The 19,126-nt window shown below is 72.8% G+C and carries 18 protein-coding genes and 1 riboswitch; of the genes, 13 read left to right on the top strand and 5 right to left on the bottom strand.

Annotation, left to right across the window (positions count from 1 at the left end):
* The first annotated feature begins 26 nt into the window (after positions 1–26).
* Positions 27–1,409, top strand: coding sequence for an alkaline phosphatase (locus OEIGOIKO_RS21550; protein ID WP_125055422.1), 1,383 nt, complete (start codon positions 27–29; stop codon positions 1,407–1,409).
* A 398-nt stretch (positions 1,410–1,807) separates the two neighbouring features.
* On the top strand, positions 1,808–2,263 hold the full coding sequence (locus OEIGOIKO_RS21545) for a tellurite resistance TerB family protein (RefSeq protein ID WP_125055421.1): 456 nt from the start codon (positions 1,808–1,810) through the stop codon (positions 2,261–2,263).
* 82 nt (positions 2,264–2,345) lie between these two features.
* On the opposite strand, the gene OEIGOIKO_RS21540 is transcribed toward OEIGOIKO_RS21545, so the two are convergent.
* Positions 2,346–2,921 carry a TerD family protein gene (locus OEIGOIKO_RS21540; protein WP_125055420.1) on the bottom strand — a complete coding sequence of 192 codons (576 nt, stop codon included), beginning with the start codon at positions 2,919–2,921 and terminating at the stop codon, positions 2,346–2,348.
* Between the two features lie 386 nt (positions 2,922–3,307).
* Between OEIGOIKO_RS21540 and OEIGOIKO_RS21535 the strand changes: the two genes are divergently transcribed.
* The 5 genes from OEIGOIKO_RS21535 (at position 3,308) to OEIGOIKO_RS21510 (ending at position 7,473) form a co-directional block, all read left to right on the top strand.
* Entirely contained in the window at positions 3,308–3,697 is a 390-nt protein-coding gene (locus tag OEIGOIKO_RS21535; RefSeq protein ID WP_125058845.1) for a BlaI/MecI/CopY family transcriptional regulator, read from the top strand.
* An 8-nt stretch (positions 3,698–3,705) separates the two neighbouring features.
* Positions 3,706–4,671 (top strand): M56 family metallopeptidase, encoded by a 966-nt coding sequence (locus OEIGOIKO_RS21530; protein ID WP_125055419.1) that lies wholly within the window; start codon positions 3,706–3,708, stop codon positions 4,669–4,671.
* Positions 4,672–4,740: 69 nt separating this feature from the next.
* Positions 4,741–5,475: a hypothetical protein gene (locus tag OEIGOIKO_RS21525; RefSeq protein ID WP_125055418.1), complete on the top strand. Its 735-nt coding sequence runs from the start codon at positions 4,741–4,743 to the stop codon at positions 5,473–5,475.
* A 113-nt stretch (positions 5,476–5,588) separates the two neighbouring features.
* The gene (locus OEIGOIKO_RS21520) at positions 5,589–5,843 is read left to right on the top strand and encodes a hypothetical protein (protein ID WP_246177469.1); all 255 of its coding nucleotides are present in this window, start codon (positions 5,589–5,591) and stop codon (positions 5,841–5,843) included.
* A 295-nt stretch (positions 5,844–6,138) separates the two neighbouring features.
* Complete coding sequence (locus tag OEIGOIKO_RS21510) at positions 6,139–7,473, top strand: LCP family protein (protein WP_125055416.1); 1,335 nt, start codon at positions 6,139–6,141, stop codon at positions 7,471–7,473.
* Between the two features lie 105 nt (positions 7,474–7,578).
* On the opposite strand, the gene cobN is transcribed toward OEIGOIKO_RS21510, so the two are convergent.
* Positions 7,579–11,250: a cobaltochelatase subunit CobN gene (gene cobN, locus OEIGOIKO_RS21505; RefSeq protein ID WP_125055415.1), complete on the bottom strand. Its 3,672-nt coding sequence runs from the start codon at positions 11,248–11,250 to the stop codon at positions 7,579–7,581.
* 54 nt (positions 11,251–11,304) lie between these two features.
* Positions 11,305–11,377: riboswitch (cobalamin riboswitch) on the bottom strand.
* Between the two features lie 117 nt (positions 11,378–11,494).
* On the opposite strand from cobN, the gene cobG reads away from it, so the two are divergent.
* The 4 genes from cobG (at position 11,495) to OEIGOIKO_RS21485 (ending at position 15,981) form a co-directional block, all read left to right on the top strand.
* On the top strand, positions 11,495–13,039 hold the full coding sequence (gene cobG / locus OEIGOIKO_RS21500; protein ID WP_246177468.1) for a precorrin-3B synthase: 1,545 nt from the start codon (positions 11,495–11,497) through the stop codon (positions 13,037–13,039).
* A 55-nt stretch (positions 13,040–13,094) separates the two neighbouring features.
* Positions 13,095–13,727, top strand: a complete 633-nt coding sequence (locus OEIGOIKO_RS21495) for a precorrin-8X methylmutase (protein ID WP_125055413.1) — start codon at positions 13,095–13,097, stop codon at positions 13,725–13,727.
* The gene (locus OEIGOIKO_RS21490) at positions 13,724–15,265 is read left to right on the top strand and encodes a precorrin-2 C(20)-methyltransferase (RefSeq protein WP_125055412.1); all 1,542 of its coding nucleotides are present in this window, start codon (positions 13,724–13,726) and stop codon (positions 15,263–15,265) included. Before OEIGOIKO_RS21495 ends, OEIGOIKO_RS21490 begins: the two co-directional genes overlap by 4 nt.
* Positions 15,266–15,486: 221 nt before the next feature.
* Positions 15,487–15,981 carry a hypothetical protein gene (locus OEIGOIKO_RS21485; protein ID WP_125055411.1) on the top strand — a complete coding sequence of 165 codons (495 nt, stop codon included), beginning with the start codon at positions 15,487–15,489 and terminating at the stop codon, positions 15,979–15,981.
* Positions 15,982–16,043: 62 nt separating this feature from the next.
* On the opposite strand, the gene OEIGOIKO_RS41700 is transcribed toward OEIGOIKO_RS21485, so the two are convergent.
* The 3 genes from OEIGOIKO_RS41700 to OEIGOIKO_RS21475 are packed head-to-tail and all read right to left on the bottom strand — an operon-like array spanning position 16,044 to position 17,181.
* Positions 16,044–16,184, bottom strand: coding sequence for a hypothetical protein (locus tag OEIGOIKO_RS41700; protein WP_170251792.1), 141 nt, complete (start codon positions 16,182–16,184; stop codon positions 16,044–16,046).
* Positions 16,159–16,704 (bottom strand): glycine-rich domain-containing protein, encoded by a 546-nt coding sequence (locus OEIGOIKO_RS21480; protein WP_174857199.1) that lies wholly within the window; start codon positions 16,702–16,704, stop codon positions 16,159–16,161. The genes OEIGOIKO_RS41700 and OEIGOIKO_RS21480 overlap by 26 nt, the downstream gene beginning before the upstream one ends.
* 27 nt (positions 16,705–16,731) lie before the next feature.
* Complete coding sequence (locus OEIGOIKO_RS21475) at positions 16,732–17,181, bottom strand: hypothetical protein (RefSeq protein ID WP_246177467.1); 450 nt, start codon at positions 17,179–17,181, stop codon at positions 16,732–16,734.
* A gap of 63 nt (positions 17,182–17,244) precedes the next feature.
* Here OEIGOIKO_RS21475 and OEIGOIKO_RS21470 point away from each other — a divergent pair, with 63 nt between their 5' ends.
* Entirely contained in the window at positions 17,245–17,712 is a 468-nt protein-coding gene (locus tag OEIGOIKO_RS21470; RefSeq protein ID WP_125055410.1) for a hypothetical protein, read from the top strand.
* A gap of 25 nt (positions 17,713–17,737) precedes the next feature.
* Complete coding sequence (locus OEIGOIKO_RS21465; RefSeq protein ID WP_174857198.1) at positions 17,738–19,069, top strand: hypothetical protein; 1,332 nt, start codon at positions 17,738–17,740, stop codon at positions 19,067–19,069.
* Positions 19,070–19,126: the final 57 nt, after the last annotated feature.

The raw sequence follows: 19,126 nt of genomic DNA, 5'->3' as shown, positions 1-19,126 counted from the left end.
CGGCCGGCGTACGAAGAGGAGAACTCATGCGAAGACTGCGCCTGTCCCGCCGCGGCGTCATCACCGGTGCCGCCGTGGTGCTCGCCACCGCCGCCGCCGTGCCCGCGGGAGCCGCCGCGTTCGGTCCGGCGGACCAGGCGGAGCGGGCGGTACGGGGCGGGGCGGCGAAGAACGTCATCCTGCTGATCGGCGACGGGATGGGCGACAGCGAGATCACCCTCGCCCGGGACTACACCGTGGGGGCCGCCGGGCGGCTGAACATGGACAAGTTCCCGATGACCGGCACGTACACGACGTACGCCGTCGACCGGCACAAGAAGCCGGACTACGTCACCGACTCCGCGGCCAGCGGCAGCGGCTGGGCCACCGGCCACAAGACGGTCAACGGCCGGATCTCCAAGACGCCGGACACCGACAAGGCGCTGCCGACGATCCTGGAACTGGCGCAGAAGAACGGTTACGCCACCGGCTCCGTCACCACCGCCGAGCTGACCGACGCCACCCCGGCCGTGCTCGCCTCGCACGCCACCGACCGCAGCTGCCAGGGCCCGGCCGACATGGCCAAGTGCCCCACCGACAAGATCAGCAAGGGCGGCCCGGGCTCGATCGCCGAGCAGAGCGTCAACCACAAGGTGGACGTGCTCCTCGGCGGCGGCAAGCAGCGCTTCGACCAGAAGATCACCGAAGGCCCGTACAAGGGTCTGACGGTGGCCGAGCAGGCCCGCAAGCTGGGTTACCAGATCGTCACCGACCGCGACGCGCTCAAGCGGGTCAAGAGCGTCGCGGGCGGCAAGCCGGTGCTCGGCCTCTTCGCGCCGGGCAACGTGCCCGTGGAGTGGACCGGCAAGCCCGCCGCCGTCGGCGGCACCGACCCGCAGCGCTGCACGACCTCCAACCCGCAGCGGTCCAAGGGCACGCCCGCCCTGGACGAGCAGGCCGCCAAGGCCATCCAGCTGCTGGAGAAGAAGCAGAAGGCGCAGCGCGGCCACGGCCGGGACAAGGGCTTCTTCCTCCAGGTCGAGGGCGCCTCGATCGACAAGCAGGACCACGCGGCCGACCCCTGCGGGCAGATCGGCGAGACCGCGGCGTTCGACCGCGCGGTGAAGGTGGCCCGGGACTACGCCGCCAAGCACCCCGACACGCTCGTGGTCACCACCGCCGACCACGGCCACTCCAGCCAGATCGTGCCGCTGGACGCCCAGCCGCCCGGCCTCTCCTCGACGCTCGTCACCGACGAGGGCGGCAAGCTGAAGGTCAACTACTCGACCAACACGCCGGGCAAGTCGCAGGAGCACACCGGTACGCAGGTCCGGATCGCCGCACAGGGCCCGCAGGCGTACCGCGTCCTCGGTGTCACCGACCAGACGCAGCTGTTCGGCACCCTGCGCACCGCGCTGCGGCTGCGCTGACCGGCCGGGTGACGGCCTGACCGGCTGAATCCGCCCGAGGGGGGCGTTTCGGGGGAAGCGGGGGGACGCGGGAACGGGGGAAGCGGGGGAAGCGGGGGAAGCGGGGGAAGCGGGGGAAGCGGGGGAAGCGGGGGAAGCGGGGGAAGCGGGGGAAGCGGGGGAAGCGGGGGAAGCGGGGGAAGCGGGGGAAGCGGGGGAAGCGGAGGGCCGGGGCTGACGCTCCGGCCCTCCGCACGTTCCGGGCCGCCCCCTGGCCGATGCCTCCGTACGTCCACCCCGGCAACCGGTGTCCCGCGAAGATCTACAAGCCTGTAGATTTTGCTTGCGCATTACTCGACCGCGCAAGGCTCGACCAGCAGCGGTGCGCGGCACCCCGCGGGAACGACAAGGAGATCCACATGGCTCTGTGGGACCGGATCAAGGATTCCGCCCAGACGATGCAGACCCAGCTCGTCGCGAAGAAGAACGACCTGAAGAGCGGCGCCTTCCGGGACGCGAGCATGGCGATGTGCGCGCTCGTCGCCGCCGCCGACGGACACGTCGACCCCTCCGAGCGGCAGCGGGTGGCCCAGCTCATCGCCACCAACGAGGTGCTGCAGAACTTCGCCGCCGACGATCTGCGCCGTCGCTTCGACACCTACCTGGACAAGCTGACCGCCGACTTCGACTTCGGCAAGGTCGGCCTGATGCAGGAGATCGGCAAGGTGAAGAAGAAGCCGGTCGAGGCGCGTGCCGTCATCCAGATCGGCATCGTCATCGGCGGCGCCGACGGCGACTTCGACAAGACCGAGCAGGCCGTCGTGCGCGAGGTCTGCTACGCGCTGGACATCCCGCCGGCCGAGTTCGACCTCTGACCGGACCACGTCGTACGGCGGGCGGGCCCGCGGCAGCTCTGCCGCGGGCCCGCCGTCGTACCGTGCTGTCGTCCGGCTCGGGTCAGACGTTGACGCCGAAGTCCGCCGCGATGCCGGCCAGGCCGGACGCGTAGCCCTGGCCGACGGCGCGGAACTTCCACTCCGCGCCGTGCCGGTACAGCTCGCCGAAGACCATGGCGGTCTCGGTGGAGGCGTCCTCGGTCAGGTCGTAGCGGGCCAGCTCGTTGCCGTCCGCCTGGTTGACGACGCGGATGAAGGCGTTGCGGACCTGGCCGAAGCTCTGGCCGCGGGACTGCGCGTCGTGGATGGAGACCGGGAAGACGATCTTGGAGACCTCGGCGGGCACGCCCGCCAGGTTCACGTTGACCGACTCGTCGTCGCCCTCGCCCTCACCGGTCAGGTTGTCGCCGGTGTGCTGGACCGAGCCGTCCGGGCTGGTGAGGTTGTTGTAGAAGACGAAGTGCCGGTCCGAGACGACCTTGCCCGACTCGTTGCACAGCAGGGCGCTCGCGTCGAGGTCGTAGTCGGCGCCGGTGGTCGTCCGGACGTCCCAGCCGAGGCCCACCGTCACGGCGGTCAGGCCGGGCGCCTCCTTCGACAGCGAGACGTTGCCGCCCTTGGCCAGCGAGACTCCCATGGATGTTCCTCCCGGGTCGGGGTGTGGCCTCCCGTGTGCGGCGGGCCACAAAATCTACAGTGCTGTAGAGGATGACGAACGAGGGGCGGGACGCGTTCCCGGACCCCTCAGTAGGATGCGGCGACGCCCCCGCCGCGCGGGGCGTGCGGTACGGACGGGAGGCGACGGCGATGAACGGGGACCCCTCCGACGGCCGTACGGGCAGGTTCGGCGGCCATACGGGCGGGCCCGGTGGCCGTACGGGCGGACCCGACGGCCATACGGGCGAGCCCGGTGACCACACAGGCGAACCCGGAGACCACACGGGCGGAACCAGCGACCACACGGGCGAGCTCGACGGCCATCCGGGCGGACGCGACCGGGCGCGCCGCCGCGGTCAGGGCGAGCTGGAGGCGCAGGTGCTGGCCGCGCTGCACCAGGCGCCCGGCCCGGCCACCGCCGCCTGGGTGCAGGACCACCTCGGCGGCGACCTCGCGTACACGACGGTGATGACGATCCTCTCCCGCCTGCACGCCAAGAAGGCCGTCACCCGCGAACGCGTCGGCCGCTCCTACGTGTGGCTCCCGGCCGCCGACGAGGCCGGGCTCGCCGCGCTGCGGATGCGCCGCGTCCTGGACAGCGAGTCCGACCGGGACGCGGTGCTGGCCAGCTTCGTCTCGGCGCTCTCCGCCCAGGACGAGAAGCTGCTGCGCGCCCTGCTGGAGCGCGCCACCGGCGAGGACCCCGGCCCCGACGCCACCGGCCCCGGCCCGGACCTCCCCCCGCACGGAGACTGAACTGACCCATGGGCGTCTTCGTCTTCCTCCCGCTCGTCCTGCCGCTGACCGCGCTGCCGATCGCCCGCCTCGCCGGGCAGCATCTGCATCCGCGCAGCACCACCCGCCTGCTGACCGCCCTGTCCGTGGTCCTCGGCGTGTGCAGCACGTTGTGCCTGGGGCTGCTGCTGGTGGTCGGCACCGCCCAGCTCCCCGGCAACCCGCTGCCCGACGGCTGGTCCGATCCGGAGGTGCGCGCCGCGGTGCCGTTCGCCGAGGTGGCCGGTACGGCGGCGATCGCCGCGCTCGCCACCGTCCTGACTGCCGGTGGTACCGAACTGCGCCGCCACTACCGCGTCCGCTCCCGTACGCACCGCGCACTGGACGGCCTGCCGTCCGCCACGGAACTGGCGGTGCTGCCCGACGACTCCCCGTACGCCTACGCCGTCCCCGCTCTGCCCGCGCGCCCCGGCAGGCCCGCGCGGCCCGGCCGGATCGCGGTCTCCCGCGGCATGCTGCGCAGCCTGGACAGCGACGAGCGCCGCGCCCTCCTCGCGCACGAGCGTGCCCACCTGACGGAGCGCCACCACCGCTTCCAGCTCGCCGTACGGCTGGCAGGCTGCGCGAACCCGCTGCTGCGGCCACTGCGTACGGCGGTCGCCTTCAGCGCAGAGCGCTGGGCCGACGAGGAGGCGGCACGGACCGTCGGCGACCGGCGGCTGACCGCGCGCGCCGTGGGCAAGGCCGCGCTGGTCTCCCGCCCCACGCCCGGCCCGCTGCTGGCAGGCTTCGCCGCCCCCGGCCCTGGCCCCGTACCGCGCCGGGTGGCCGCGCTCCTGGGCCCCGTACCCCCGGCCCGGAGCTGGCCGCCGGCCCTCACTCCGGCCGGCCTGGCCGCCCTGATCGCCGCCGCGGGCACCGCCGCCTCGGCCCTCTCCGCGCTGAACGCGGCGGTGGCCTTGTTCCTCGTCCTCAAGGCGGCCACGCCGCTCTGAACGGGCGCGTGGCAGTGCGCCTGGGCGCTCCCGGGTGTGGGGCGAGGGGGCACTCCGTACGATGCGGCGATGACGACCGTGCAGCACGACAGCACCGCCGCCGGCCGGGGTGGGACACCCGCGGCCCCCAAGGCGTCTCCCCTCCGCCGCGCCATTGCGGCAGCCGTCCCGGTCCTCGTGGTGCTGGGGGCAGCGGCCTGCGGCACCGCGGCTCCGGCGCCCGAGAAGCCCGTCGAGGCGGACCCCGAGAAGGCGGTCCCCGAGAAGGCGGTCCCCGAGGCGGCCCCTGAGGAGGTGGCCGAACGGGTCGTCAGCACGTCCGAGGACACCTACAGGGCCCTGGGGCTGCGGCGCACCATACCGAAGAGCGAACACTCCCGCCCGCCCGGTACGCGCACGGTGAACACGCTCTACTCCGACCCCTGCTACCGGCCCGGCGAGGGCAGTCTCCACGACCGGCCCGTGGACGGGGCCTACCAGATCAGGCACATCTGGGCACTGGACCGGGTGCCGCCGGGTACGGTCCGGCCCGCGCTGGACCGGCTGCGGGACCACCTGAAGAACACCGGCTGGCGCATCACCTCGGACGCGAAGCCCTACGACGACACGTGGGAGATGAATGCGGTGCGCGACGATGCCACCTCGGACGGGGGCGCCGGACACCACCACATCTTCTGGTACGGCGACCGTCAGCGCCTGGAGGGCGAGACGTCCGCTCCGTGCGCCCGCGCCCCTCGATGGAAGGAAGGTGACGGCCGGCCGGGCGAGCACCTGACCGCACCGGCCACCTTCCCCCGCGCCTGACCCGCCCCGCTCCCCTGTGTGACCTGCCCCACACCTACTAACTTCTACAGCCCTGTAGAGCTTGGCTGTAGAGTGCGCCGAAACGTTCGCAACGGGCGCGGCGGGAGGGGGAGATGACGACGAGGTCCGGGCCCCCGCCGGAAGGCGGCCCGCCCCCGGAGGCGGAGGTGCAGTGGGTCTACCAACCGGTTGAACTGCAACACCCCGACGGTGGCTGGGAGTTGGGCCGTATCACCGCCTGGTGGCGGGACGGGGCAGGCGAACTGTGGTGCAGGTTGCGTACGATGCGCGGCAGCGGCGGCAGTTGCCCGCAGTGGTTTCCGTACGACCCCGACCGGATTCTCGTTCTGCCGAGCGCGGGCATCTGACGCACCAGAAGGACCTTAGAGCGTGCAAGACAGGCACCGGCCCCGGCGGGGCGCACCCTCCGGCCAGACCGGCTCTTCCGTCACCTCCGGCCCCGCGGGCCGGGGCGGCCCCTCGGGCCACAGCGGTCCCTCGGACCGCCCCGGCCCCGCCGGGGGCTCCCGCCGGGCAGGCCGCGCGGGCCCCGGCGGCTCCCGCCGCGCCACCGGTTCCGGCCGTGCCGCGGGCTCCGGCCGTGCCACCGGTTCCGGCCGTGCCGCGAGCTCCGGCCGCGGGCGCAGGCCCGGCAAGGCCCGGATGACCCGGCGCGGCCGCGTCCTCGCCTGGACCGGCGGCATCATCGGCATCCTGCTGCTGATCACGGCCGGGGTCGGCGGCTGGATCTACTTCAAGCTGGACGGCAACATCCACGGCGCGGACGTCGGCAGCCGGCTCGGCGGCGACCGCCCCGCCAACCTCAGTCCCGGCTCCAAGAACATCCTCGTCGTCGGGTCGGACAGCCGTGCGGGCGCCAACGCCAAGTACGGCAAGAACCTGGAGACGATGCAGTCGGACACCCTGATGGTGCTGCACATCGCCGCCAACCGGGAGTGGGCCACCGCCGTCTCCTTCCCGCGGGACTCCTGGGTCTCCATCCCGTCCTGCGACAGCGGCAACGGCCGCAAGTCCAAGCCGCACCACTTCAAGATCAACGAAGCGTTCACCATCGGCGGCGAGGGCGGTGACGTCGCCAACGCGGCGGCCTGCACCATCAAGACCGTCGAGAAGAACACCGGGCTGCGCATCGACCACTTCGTCTCGGTCGACTTCCAGGGCTTCAAGGGCATGGTCAACGCCCTGGGGGGCATAGAGGTCTGCCCGAAGACCGCGATCCACGACAAGAAGGCGCACCTGGACATGGAGGCGGGCTGCCAGAACGTCCAGGACGAGAAGGCGCTCGGTTACGTCCGGACCCGCTACAGCGTCGGCGACGGCTCCGACCTCGGCCGGATCGGCCGCCAGCAGGAGTTCATGAAGGCGCTCGGCGAGAAGGCGCAGTCCAAGCTGACCAGCCCCGGCGCGCTGTACGACTTCCTCGACTCGGCCACCAAGTCGATCACCACGGACGAGGAGCTGGCGGGCGTCAAGCCGCTGTCCGAGCTCGCCTCCACGGTCAAGGACGTACCCAGCGACCGGCTCACCTTCCTGACGGTGCCGAACTACCCGCGCGAGGCGGACGTGCCCACCGACAAGGCGAACGTGATCTGGCAGTACCCGCAGGCCGGCGGCCTCTTCAGCGACCTGGCGCACGACAAGGAGGTCAGCAAGGACAAGCTGGCCGCCGAGGCCAAGAAGCTCGTCACGGCGCGTTCGGTGAAGGTACGGGTCCTCAACGGCACGGGGAAGACGGGGTACGCGGCCGAGGTGGCGGCAACGCTGCGCAAGATGGGCTTCACGGTCGTCGCCACCGACAACGCGCCCCCCGGCACCAGCGAGACGGTCATCACCCACCCCGCGTCGCTGGACGCACAGGCCCAGGTGCTCTCCGCCCGGCTCGCGGGCGTCAAGACGGAGAAGTCGGCGGACGCGACGGCCGCCGGGCCGGGCGTGGTGACGCTGACGGTCGGTCAAGGGTTCAGCACGACGGGCTGACGCCTCCTGCGGCGTACGGCAGCGTCGCGCAGACACCGGAGCGCCGGCCGGGCTGACCACTCAGCCCGGCCGGCGCTCCGCCGTCCGTCTCCGCCTAAGCGCCCGTCAGCTCTTCTCCTCCAGGTCGCCCTCGGTCTCCAGGAACGCCTCCCGGAGCGCCGTCAGCGTCTCCTTGTCCGGCTCGGCCCACATGCCGCGCGACTCCGCCTCCAGGAGGCGCTCGGCGATGCCGTGCAGGGCCCAGGGGTTGGCCTCCTGGAGGAAGGCGCGGTTCTCCGGGTCCAGGACGTACGTCTGGGCGAGCTTGTCGTACATCCAGTCGGCGACGACGCCGGTCGTGGCGTCGTACCCGAACAGGTAGTCGACGGTCGCGGCGAGTTCGAAGGCGCCCTTGTAACCGTGGCGGCGCATCGCCTCGATCCAGCGCGGGTTGACCACGCGGGCACGGAAGACCCGGGAGGTCTCCTCGACCAGCGTGCGGGTGCGGACCGTTTCCGGGCGCGTGGAGTCGCCGATGTACGCCTCGGGCGCGGTGCCCTTGAGCGCGCGCACGGTCGCGACCATGCCGCCGTGGTACTGGAAGTAGTCGTCCGAGTCGGCGATGTCGTGCTCGCGGGTGTCGGTGTTCTTCGCCGCCACCGCGATCCGCTTGTAAGCGGTCTCCATCTCCTCGCGCGCGGGGCAGCCTTCCAGGCCGCGCCCGTACGCGTAACCGCCCCACACCGTGTAGACCTCGGCGAGGTCCGCGTCGGTGCGCCAGTCGCGGGAGTCGATGAGCTGGAGCAGGCCCGCGCCGTACGTGCCGGGGCGGGAGCCGAAGATGCGGGTGGTGGCGCGGCGCTCGTCGCCGTGCGCGGCCAGGTCGGCCTGGGCGTGCGCGCGGACGTAGTTGACGTCGGCGGGCTCGTCCAGGGACGCGGCGAGCCGTACGGCGTCGTCCAGCAGGCCGATGACGTGCGGGAACGCGTCACGGAAGAAGCCGGAGATGCGCAGCGTCACATCGACGCGCGGACGGCCCAGTTCGTCGGCCGGAATCGGCTCCAGGCCGGTCACCCGGCGCGAGGCGTCGTCCCACACGGGCCGGATGCCGAGCAGGGCCATCGCCTCGGCGACGTCGTCACCGGAGGTACGCATCGCACTCGTACCCCACAGGGACAGGCCCACCGAGGTCGGCCAGTCGCCGTGGTCGGTGCGGTAGCGCTCCAGGAGGCTGTCGGCGAGGGCCTGGCCGGTCTCCCAGGCCAGCTTGCTGGGAACGGCCTTGGGGTCGACGGAGTAGAAGTTGCGGCCGGTCGGCAGGACGTTGACCAGGCCGCGCAGCGGCGATCCGGACGGGCCCGCCGGGACGAAACCGCCGGCCAGCGCGTGCACGGCGTGGTCGATCTCGTCGGTGGTGGCGGCCAGGCGCGGCACGACCTCGCGGGCGGCGAAGGCGAGGATCGCGGCCACCGGCTCGCGCTGTGCCTCGGGCAGCTCGGCGGTGACCCGCTCGACGGCCGCCAGGTCCCACCCGGCGTCGTCCATGGCCTGCACCAGGCCGCGGGCCCGCTCCTCGACCGCGTCGGCGGTCGTGCGGGTCGCGGCCGACTCGTCCAGGCCCAGCGCCTCGCGCAGGCCGGGCAGCGAGGACGTACCGCCCCAGATCTGCCGGGCCCGCAGGATGGCGAGGACGAGGTTGACGCGTGCCTCGCCCTCCGGCGCGCCGCCGAGGACGTGCAGGCCGTCACGGATCTGCGCGTCCTTGACCTCGCAGAGCCAGCCGTCGACGTGCAGCAGGAAGTCGTCGAAGCCCTCGTCGTCCGGGCGCTCCTCCAGACCGAGGTCGTGGTGGAGCTTGGCGGCCTGGATCAGCGTCCAGATCTGGGCGCGGATGGCGGGCAGCTTGGCCGGGTCCATGGCGGAGATCGCCGCGTACTCGTCCAGCAGTTGCTCCAGGCGCGCGATGTCGCCGTACGACTCGGCGCGGGCCATCGGCGGCACGAGGTGGTCGACCAGCGTGGCGTGGACGCGGCGCTTGGCCTGGGTGCCCTCGCCCGGGTCGTTGACCAGGAACGGGTAGATCAGCGGCAGGTCGCCGAGGGCCGCGTCCGGACCGCAGGCGGCGGACAGGCCGGCGTTCTTGCCGGGCAGCCACTCCAGGTTGCCGTGCTTGCCGAGGTGGACCATGGCGTCGGCGCCGAAGCCGCCGTCCTCCTGGGAGGCGGCGATCCAGCGGTAGGCGGCCAGGTAGTGGTGCGACGGCGGCAGATCGGGGTCGTGGTAGATCGCGATCGGATTCTCGCCGAAACCGCGCGGCGGCTGAATGAGGATGAGCAGATTGCCGCGGCGCAGGGCCGCCAGCACGATGTCGCCGTCCGGGTTCTGGCTCCGGTCGACGAACATCTCGCCGGGCGGCGGGCCCCAGTGCTCCTCGACCTGCTCGCGCAGTTCCTTCGGGAGCGTGCCGTACCAGCGCTTGTAGTCGGCGGCCGGGATACGGACGGGGTTACGGGCGAGCTGCTCCTCGGTGAGCCACTCCTGGTCGTGGCCGCCGGCCTCGATCAGCGCGTAGATCAGCTCGTCGCCGTCGCCGGACTCCAGGCCGGGCACGGCCTCGTCGCCGTAGTCGTAACCCTCCTCGCGGAGGCGGCGCAGCAGCGCCACCGCGCTCGCCGGGGTGTCCAGACCGACCGCGTTGCCGATGCGGGAGTGCTTGGTCGGATACGCGGACAGCACCAGCGCCAGGCGCTTGTCGGCGGGGGCGATGTGCCGCAGCCGGGCGTGCCGTACGGCGATGCCGGCCACCCGGGCGGCGCGCTCGGGGTCGGCGACGTACACCGGCAGGCCGTCCTCGTCGGTCTCCTTGAAGGAGAACGGGACGGTGATCAGCCGGCCGTCGAACTCGGGCACCGCGATCTGGCTGGCCGCGTCCAGCGGCGACAGGCCCTCGTCGTTCTCCTCCCAGGCGCTGCGCGGCCCGGTCAGGCACAGGGCCTGGAGGATCGGCACGTCCAGCGCGGCCAGCGCGCCCGCGTCCCAGGACTCGTCGTCACCGCCGGCCGACGCCTCGGCGGGCTTGGTGCCGCCCGCCGCCAGCACGGTCGTCACGATCGCGTCGGCGGCCCGCAACTCCTCGATCAGCTCCGGCTCGGGCGCCCGCAGCGAGGCGACGAACAGCGGCATCGGGCGGCCGCCGGCCTCCTCGATCCGCTCGCACAGCGACTCGACGAAGCCGGTGTTGCCGCTCATGTGGTGGGCGCGGTAGTAGAGCACGGCGACCAGCGGGCCGGTCGCGGCGCCCGTGTCGTCCGTACGGGCCACGACCTCCGCGCCCGTACGCGCCTCGGCCGCCAGGTGCGCGGAGCGCTCCAGGTGGCCCCAGGAGGGCGCGGCGGCGGGCGGCTCGAAGCCGTGGCCGGTCAGCAGCACGGTGTCGGACAGGAAGCGGGCGAGCTGCTCCAGGTTGGCGGGGCCGCCGTGCGCCAGGTAGGCGTGCGCCTCGGCCGCGATGCCGATGGGGACGGTGGACGCCTCCATGAGCTGCGCGTCCGGCGCCTGTTCGCCGGTGAGCACCACGACGGGCCGGGTCTGGCCGGCCGCGAGGAGCTGGTCCAGGCCCTCCTGCCAGGCGCGCAGGCCGCCGAGGAGACGGACGACGACCAGGTCGGCGCCGTCCAGCAGGGCGGGCAGCTCGGCGAGGTCGAGACGGGCGGGGTTGGCGAGCCGGTACGGCACGGGACCGGCGGCCGCGCGGGCGCTCAGCAGGTCGGTGTCGGACGTCGACAGCAGCAGGATCATGGCGGCGTCTGGCCTTCCTCGGGGTCCGCGCCCCGGGCGGTTCACGGACGGCGGGAGTTCCTGGCTCGCCCGGCGGTGGCCGGGCTCACAGTGGCGGGACCGCGCCGGGTTTCCACCGGGCTTCCTCCCTTGGCGCCGTCGCTGGCGTCCGGTGGGCCAGCTGACCCACCGACCTGCATAGTAGAGGCTGCGATCGAACGGCGGGCGGGAGACCGTACAGACCATCGTCGGTATGCTCGCCGCCATGCCGCCCACCCCCGCGATACCCCCGCACCGGGACGAATCCCTCGTACGGGACAGCGGTGCCGCCTGCGCACCGGACCGTGGAGACGCCGGACGGGACGGCGGGGACGCCGTACGAGGCCCTGAGGGCACCCAGGTACAGGACCGAGCGGACGCCCATGCACAGAGCCCCGGAGACGCCCTCGTACGGGACCGCGGGGACGCCTGCCCCGGAGCGCTGCGGCTGCACTCCGCCGCCGACGGCTCCCTGGCCCGGCTCCGGCTCCCGGCCGGGCTCCTGACGCCGCCTCAGGCCCGTGCCCTCGCCGACGCCGCGGACCGCCTCGGCGACGGCCACCTCTCCCTCACCTCCCGCGGCAACGTGGAGCTGCGCGGCCTGGGCGACGCCTGCGCCGCACCGCTCGCCGGCCTGCTCCGCGACGCCGGTCTTCTCCCCTCCGACCAGCACGAACGCATCCGCAACATCGTCGCCTCACCGCTCGCGGGCCTGGACGGGCAGGGCGCCGACGGCGGCGCCCCCGTCCAGGAGTGGGCCCGTGAGCTGGACCGCCTGCTGTGCGCGAGCGACGTGACCCCCGCCCTCTCCGGCCGCTTCCTCTTCGCGCTGGACGACGGCCGCGGTGACGTGGCCGCGCTCGGCGGCGATGTGACGTTGGTCGCAGAACCCGGCGGCACGGCGCTGCTGCGCGTCGGCGACGAGCCCGAGGCCCTGCGTCTCCCCGCCAGCGCGGCCCCCCGCGCGGCCCGCATCGCCGCAGAAGCGTTTCTCTCCGTCGCCCGCGAGGCCGGCAACGGCTCCTGGCGCGTCCGGGAACTCCCGCCCGGACACGACGCCGCCGCCGTACGCGCCCTCCTCCGTACCCAGCTCCCGCAGCCGTACGGGACGACCGCCGCGGCCCCGGCGCCCGCCGCGCCCCGCCCGCCCCGCCCCGGCGCCCTCACCACCCCCGACGGCACCCGGGCCGCCCTCTCCGTCCTCGCCCCCCTCGGCCGCCTCACCACCGCCCAGCTACGGCGGCTGGCCGACGTGGCGGCCCAGGACGGCCACGGCGAACTCCGTATGACACCCTGGCGCGGCGTGGTCCTGCCCGGCCTCTCCCCCGAGGCGGCCGGACCCCGGCTGCGCGAACTGGCCACGGCCGGCCTGGTCACCGACCCGGCCTCCCCCTGGTACGGGCTCGGCGCCTGCACCGGCCGCCCCGGCTGCGCCAAGTCCCTGTCCGACGTACGGACGGACGCCGTGACCGGCCTGCGTACGGACGGCACGGACGCACGCGGGGAAACCACCGGCCCGCGTGCGGACGGCACCGGCCCCCGCCGGCCGGACCCCGGCCTCCTCCCCGTCCACTGGTCGGGCTGCGCCCGCCGCTGCGGCCACCCGCACGGCGCATGGGTCGATGTCGTCGCCACCGGCGACGCCTACGAGGTGTCCGTACGGGGCACCCGGCACCCGGCACCCGCCACGGCGACCGTCCCCCTGACCGAACCCGGCCGCCTCGCCGACGCCGTCGCGTCGGCCCGCGCGGCCGGCCGCACCACGCCATGACGGCCACCCGCACACCTGACCTGACCGATGACATGACCGAGGGCAACGAAACACAGTGAGCGAGTTCGACTACGAGAAGGACGGCGCGGAGATCTACCGCCAGTCCTTCGCCACCATCCGCGCCGAGGCGGACCTCGCGGACCTGCCCGACGACGTCAGCCGGGTCGCCGTCCGCATGATCCACGCATGCGGCATGACCGACCTCGTACGCGACCTGGCGTACTCCCCGAAGGTCGTCGCCCGCGCGAGCCAGGCCCTGCGGGACGGCGCCCCCATCCTGTGCGACGCCAACATGGTCGCCAGCGGCGTCACCCGCAAGCGGCTGCCCGCGGACAACGAGGTGCTCTGCACCCTCGCCGACCCGTCCGTACCGGGCCTGGCCAAGCGGATGGGCACCACCCGCAGCGCCGCCGCCCTCGAACTGTGGCGCGACCGCATGGACGGCGCGGTGGTCGCCGTCGGCAACGCCCCCACCGCCCTCTTCCGCCTCCTGGAGATGATCGAGGAGGGCGCGCCCCGCCCGGCCGCCGTCATCGGCATCCCGGTCGGCTTCATCGGCGCGGCCGAGTCCAAGGACGCGCTGGCCCAGCACCCCGCGGGCCTGGAACACCTGGTGGTACGGGGCCGGCGCGGCGGCAGCGCCATGGCCGCGGCAGCGATCAACGCGATAGCGAGCGTGGAAGAGTGACCGAGCAGCACACCGCAGGCCGCCCGGCCGAGCAGTCCTCCGCCCCTGCCCCGGGCCGCCTCTACGGGGTCGGCCTCGGCCCCGGCGACCCGAACCTGATGACCCTGCGCGCCGTCGAGGTCATCTCCTCCGCCGACGTGATCGCGTACCACAGCGCCCGGCACGGCCGCTCGATCGCCCGCTCCATCGCCGAGCGCCACATCCGCCCGGACCACCACGAAGAACCCCTGGTCTACCCGATCACCACCGAGACGACCGACCACCCCGACGGCTACCGGGGCGCCCTCAACGACTTCTACACCGAAGCCGCCGCCCGGCTCGCCGCCCACCTCGACGCGGGCCGCACGGTCGCCGTACTCGCCGAGGGCGACCCCCTCTTCTACGGCTCGTACCAGCACATGCACCAGCGCCTGGCCGACCGTTACGAGACCGAGGTCATCCCCGGCGTCACCTCCGTGAGCGCCGCCGCGGCCCGCCTCGGCAAACCTCTCTGCGAAGCGGACGAGGTCCTCACCATCCTCCCCGGCACCCTCCCCACCGAGGAACTGACCGCCCGTCTGGCCGCCACCGACGCCGCCGTCGTCATGAAGCTGGGCCGCACCTTCCCCTCCGTGCACCAGGCCATGACCGACTCCGGCCGTCTCCCGGAGGCCGACTACGTCGAACGCGCCACGATGCCCGGCGAACGGACAGCGCGGTTGGCGGACGTGGGCCCGGCTTCCGTCCCCTACTTCTCCGTCGCCGTCGTCCCCAGCCGCATCGCCACCCCGCCCCCGGCGCCCGTCACGGGCTCGGTCGTGGTCGTCGGCACCGGCCCGGCAGGCCCCCTGTGGCTCACCCCGGAATCCCGCGGCGCCCTCGCCTCCGCCACCGACCTCGTCGGCTACACCACCTACCTGGACCGCGTCCCCGTACGCCCCGGCCAGGAGCGCCACGCCTCCGACAACAAGGTCGAGTCCGAGCGCGCCGAACTCGCCCTGGACCTGGCCCGCCGCGGCCGCCGGGTCGCGGTCGTCTCCGGCGGCGACCCCGGCGTCTTCGCGATGGCCACGGCCGTCCTCGAAGTAGCCGCTCAACCCGCCTACCGATCCGTCCCCGTCCAGGTCCTCCCCGGCGTCACCGCGGCGAACGCGGCCGCCGCCCGCGCCGGTGCCCCCCTCGGCCACGACTACGCGGTCATTTCCCTCTCCGACCGTCTCAAGCCCTGGGAAGTCATCGCCGACCGCCTCCACGCGGCCGCCTCCGCCGACCTGGCAATGGCCCTCTACAACCCCGGCTCCCGCACCCGCACCTGGCAGGTCGCCAAGGCCCGCGAACTCCTCCTGGAGCACCGCGCCCCCGACACCCCGGTGGTCATGGCCCGCGACGTCGGCGGCCCGACGGAGTCCGTACGCGTCGTCCCCCTGGCCGACCTGGCCCCCGAGGAGGTCGACATGCGCACCATCCTCCTCATCGGTTCCTCCCAGACGGAGTCGGTACGACGCGGGGACGCCGACCGGGACACGGTGTGGACGCCACGGCGGTACCCGGAAAAGTAGGAGCCCGCGCGACGGGCGGGCCCGGCAAACACCCCGGCCCGCCCGTCCCGGCCGCCCCGTTCTCCCCGCTCCCTCCGGTCGACCACCCGCCAAACAATCCCCATCCAGCAGCCGAATCCAGCCACCCCCGGACCACCCAGCCCGCCGATCACCTAACCTCGGCGCGGCCCCGCCAACCCGGCGGACCGCTCAACGGGGCACACAAACGGGGACAGCACCACATGACCGGCAGATCCACCAGCAAGCACCCACACTTACGCACCGCCGTCGCCACGACCACGGCACTCCTGCTAGCAGCCACGGCCACCGGCTGCGCCACCGAGAACGAACGCTGCGGCCCGGCCCCCTCGTCGCGCTACCGCGCCACGGACCTCCACGGCTCCTGGTCCTCCCTGAAGGGCGACCTCAAGCTCAGCGACCTCGGCGGCAGACTGGGCCAGACCTTCAACACCCTCGGCTGGCCGAAGAACACCACCCTCGACCAGACCGTCAACGACGCCCCCCTCGAAGGCGGCCTCTCCGGCAAGGGCAACTGGTCCCTCGCCACCGACCACACCACCCTCACCCTCACCTTCGACCGCCTGGACGCTGACCTGGAACGCACCACCATCCACACCCTGCGGATCGGCGAGGAGAAGAACCAACCGGTCCTCTACACCAGGGTCGGAGACCCGGAGGAGTGCCATGTATTCACGTTGACGCGGCAAGGGGACTAAGCCGGGCCAGGACCACAAGTCGCGATGGCCGGGCCCGCTCCCGGGCCCTGCCACCCGCTCCTTCAGTCCTCGTCACCGCTCTCCCGCAGGGGGACGACGAACCCCCTCAGTGGCCGGGGCACCCGGCCTTCTTCCGCCTCGGCACGCTGCCGGGCCCGCAGGTCCGCGACGACCTGTTCATAGCGCGGGTCGATCCACTCCACGCGTCACCTCCTGACGATCGGTCCCGCGCAGCGACTGTCCCGGTTTCCTGGGCATGGGGCCGGGCCGCGGAGACGGCCCGATCGGCCCGCAGCCGCCGGGCGGCGTGTGCCCGCAGTCGGCGGCCACCGCCACGAGTTCTTGGGCAGGCGTACGCCACAATTCCCCGTCGACCACAAATCCGGCCTCTCCCATAAGGGCTGTTGTGCGGTCGATGACCGTTTGCGGCTGGCGCCGCGGGTCCGGCGGCTGCGGGTAGTGGTGGACGAATCCGCCGAGCCGGTCACACAGCGCGGCATAGGATTTCGTGTGCAGGATCAGCGCGTGCCAGCCCTCGTCGACGACGCGGGACGGCGCAATGTCCGCGCCCCGGTAGCGAGCAGCCGTGGCAACGAATGCCAATGCCTGTACGAGGATGCGCTCCGCCGTGAGCCGGGGCATCCCGCGATTCCCAGTGGCGATGGTGTCGCGCACGGCCAGGAATTCCGCTGTGGGCAGCAGCGCGCGAGCAGGGTTCTCCATGTACGTCCTTTCCATGTGTCTCCGCCCCTACCAGCAGCCCACGCCGGACAGGACTGCACGCCGCCGTTCGTCCGACTCGTCAAAAGTCGTCGCCGTGCAGCCACCCGACTGCGCGACCAACTGCTGCTGATGCAGACGCACCTCGTCGTCCTGGGCCAGCCGCCCCCAGTTGTGGACCAGGCAGATCACCTTCCGCCGTTCCGCCTGCGGCCGCATGGCGTCGAGCAGGTCGTGGAAGCGCGGTCGCTGGACGCCGATGGCGTGGTCGCCGAAGTCGACCCACGTACCGGCCACCTCCCAGCCCCACCGGGCGGCGTAGTTCTGACATCCGTCGAGGCGCAGGTCCAGGAGGCTGTGCGACCTTGTCGCGCTGCGGTCGTAGACGAAGGCGAGCGGCGGGCCCGTTCGCGCCGTACCGATCCGGGTGTTCTCGTTGCAGTCGGCCGTGCCGCACGCCGACGATGCTTTTGTGTCCATGCACCGATTCCAGCTCCGCTTCGGCGGGCGCGGCAGACGACAACCTGTGACACGGAGTTGATCATGCCTGAGTCCATTGCCCTCACCGGTACGCGCTCCACCGGCCACCATCCGGTCCAGTGGTACGAGACGGCATTCGGCTCCTACCTCGCGCCGTTTGCCGGCCCCCGGGCACACTTTTTCCTCGGCGGTGCCGAAGGCATCGATTCCCTGGCACTGATGTGGTTGGCGGCCAACAGTCGATCCGCCATCACTGTGGTGGTGCCGACAACCGTCGCGCACCAACCGGACGCGGCCCGCACGGCCGTTGAGCAATGCCGGAGCCGTATCACCGACATCATGGAATTGCGGTCTCCCAGGCTTCACCGCACCGCGTATCACGCACGTAACCGCTGGATGGTGGACCGAAGCGAACTCACCATCGGATTCCCCCTGGCAGCCTCGGACGAGGCAACCAGCCCGACCGGCACCTGGCAAACTCTCAACTATACGGCTTCGCTGGGCAGACCCCGTCTCATCGTGCCGATTTGAGGCACCGTACGGACATCATGGGCCCATGAACGCGCCTGACACCGCCCTTGGCGCCCGGACGCTGAAGCGCTTGCGCACGTCCCGTGGGTGGTCCCTGGCCGGCCTCGCCCGGGCTCTCGACCACATCGCCTCAGCGCTGGGCGTCCCCCTGGCTGCTTCCACGGCCGGCGTACAGCGCAGCGTGGCCCGCTGGGAGAGCGCCACCTCGCCCATTCGCCCCAGCCACCACTATCAACTCCTCCTGGCACACGTCTATGCGCGCCATGGCGGTACCCCGCACCTCGGGCCCGGAAGCGATTTCGCCGAACTCCTCGTCGCACTGGCGCACTACGGCGAGAGCGAACACCAACTGGACGAACTGCGCTTGCTGATCACCCGTACGGTGACCGTCGGCAACGGCGGACTGCTCGCTCTTCTCGGCCCGCACTCCCAAGCCACCATCGCCGAAGCCCTCGAAGACCCTGCCGGCATCGACGCTTCCCTGCCCGACGACCTGAACGCCGCGGTCGACCACGTGGACCGACACGTGGGCGCCCTCCCCTTCGTACGTCTCCAACTGCTGCTCTCCCCCGTCGTCGAGACGTGCCACCGCCTACTCACCAGCGACCTGCCGCCCCCGCTGCTCCCCGCCGTTCGTACCGTCGCAGCCCGGGCCTTCACCCTCGCCGGCCGCATCGCCTTCGAGACCCACGACGACGCCACATCACACGCCCTCTACACCGCGGCCACCGAAGCCACTGAATGTCTTCCCACCTGGCACCGCGCGATCGCGCACATGAGCCACGCCCTTGTCACGCTCTACTCCACGCCCGGCACCGACGCCGCCCGCCTACTCGTCGAAGCCGCCATCCGCGACGCGCGCACGGGAGACGCCCCCGCCGTACGCGGCCGCGCCCACGCCCTGCACTCGGAGATCGCCGCCCGCTCCGGTGACCGGCGCGTGGCACTGACCGCGCTCTCCCTGGCCCAGCACGACATCAACGGTGGACCCGAGGGCGGCCTGTCGGGCCTGCCGTTCTCCCCCGAACACCTCCGTGGTTTCGAGGGCCTCTGCGCGCTCTACACCGGGGGCGCCGCAACAGCCGAGACCCTCTTCGCCACCGCGGCAGCGTCCCTGTCTCATCCCCGCGACCGCCTGCAGCGCACCATCATCACCAGCGACCAGGCACTCGCACGTATTCAGTGCGGCGACCCGGTTGCAGGCACCGCTCTCCTGCACACCTGCGCCGACGAAGTGACCGCCACCGGCGGCCGAGTCCCCACCCTCCGGCTGCGCAACGCCCGCCACGCACTCCGCCCCTGGCACGGCGAACACTTCGTGGCGGAACTGGACGACCATCTCCTCACCCTGCGCTAGCTCCGCGCCCTCGCACCCCGCCCGCACCCACTGGCCGCCCCGGCACACCGGAGCCCC

Source organism: Streptomyces paromomycinus (assembly GCF_003865155.1).
In the GTDB taxonomy this organism is placed as follows: Bacteria; Actinomycetota; Actinomycetes; order Streptomycetales; family Streptomycetaceae; genus Streptomyces; species Streptomyces chrestomyceticus.
The sequence above is the reverse complement of the archived record's forward strand: the minus strand, read 5'-3'. Positions and strand labels throughout refer to the sequence as shown.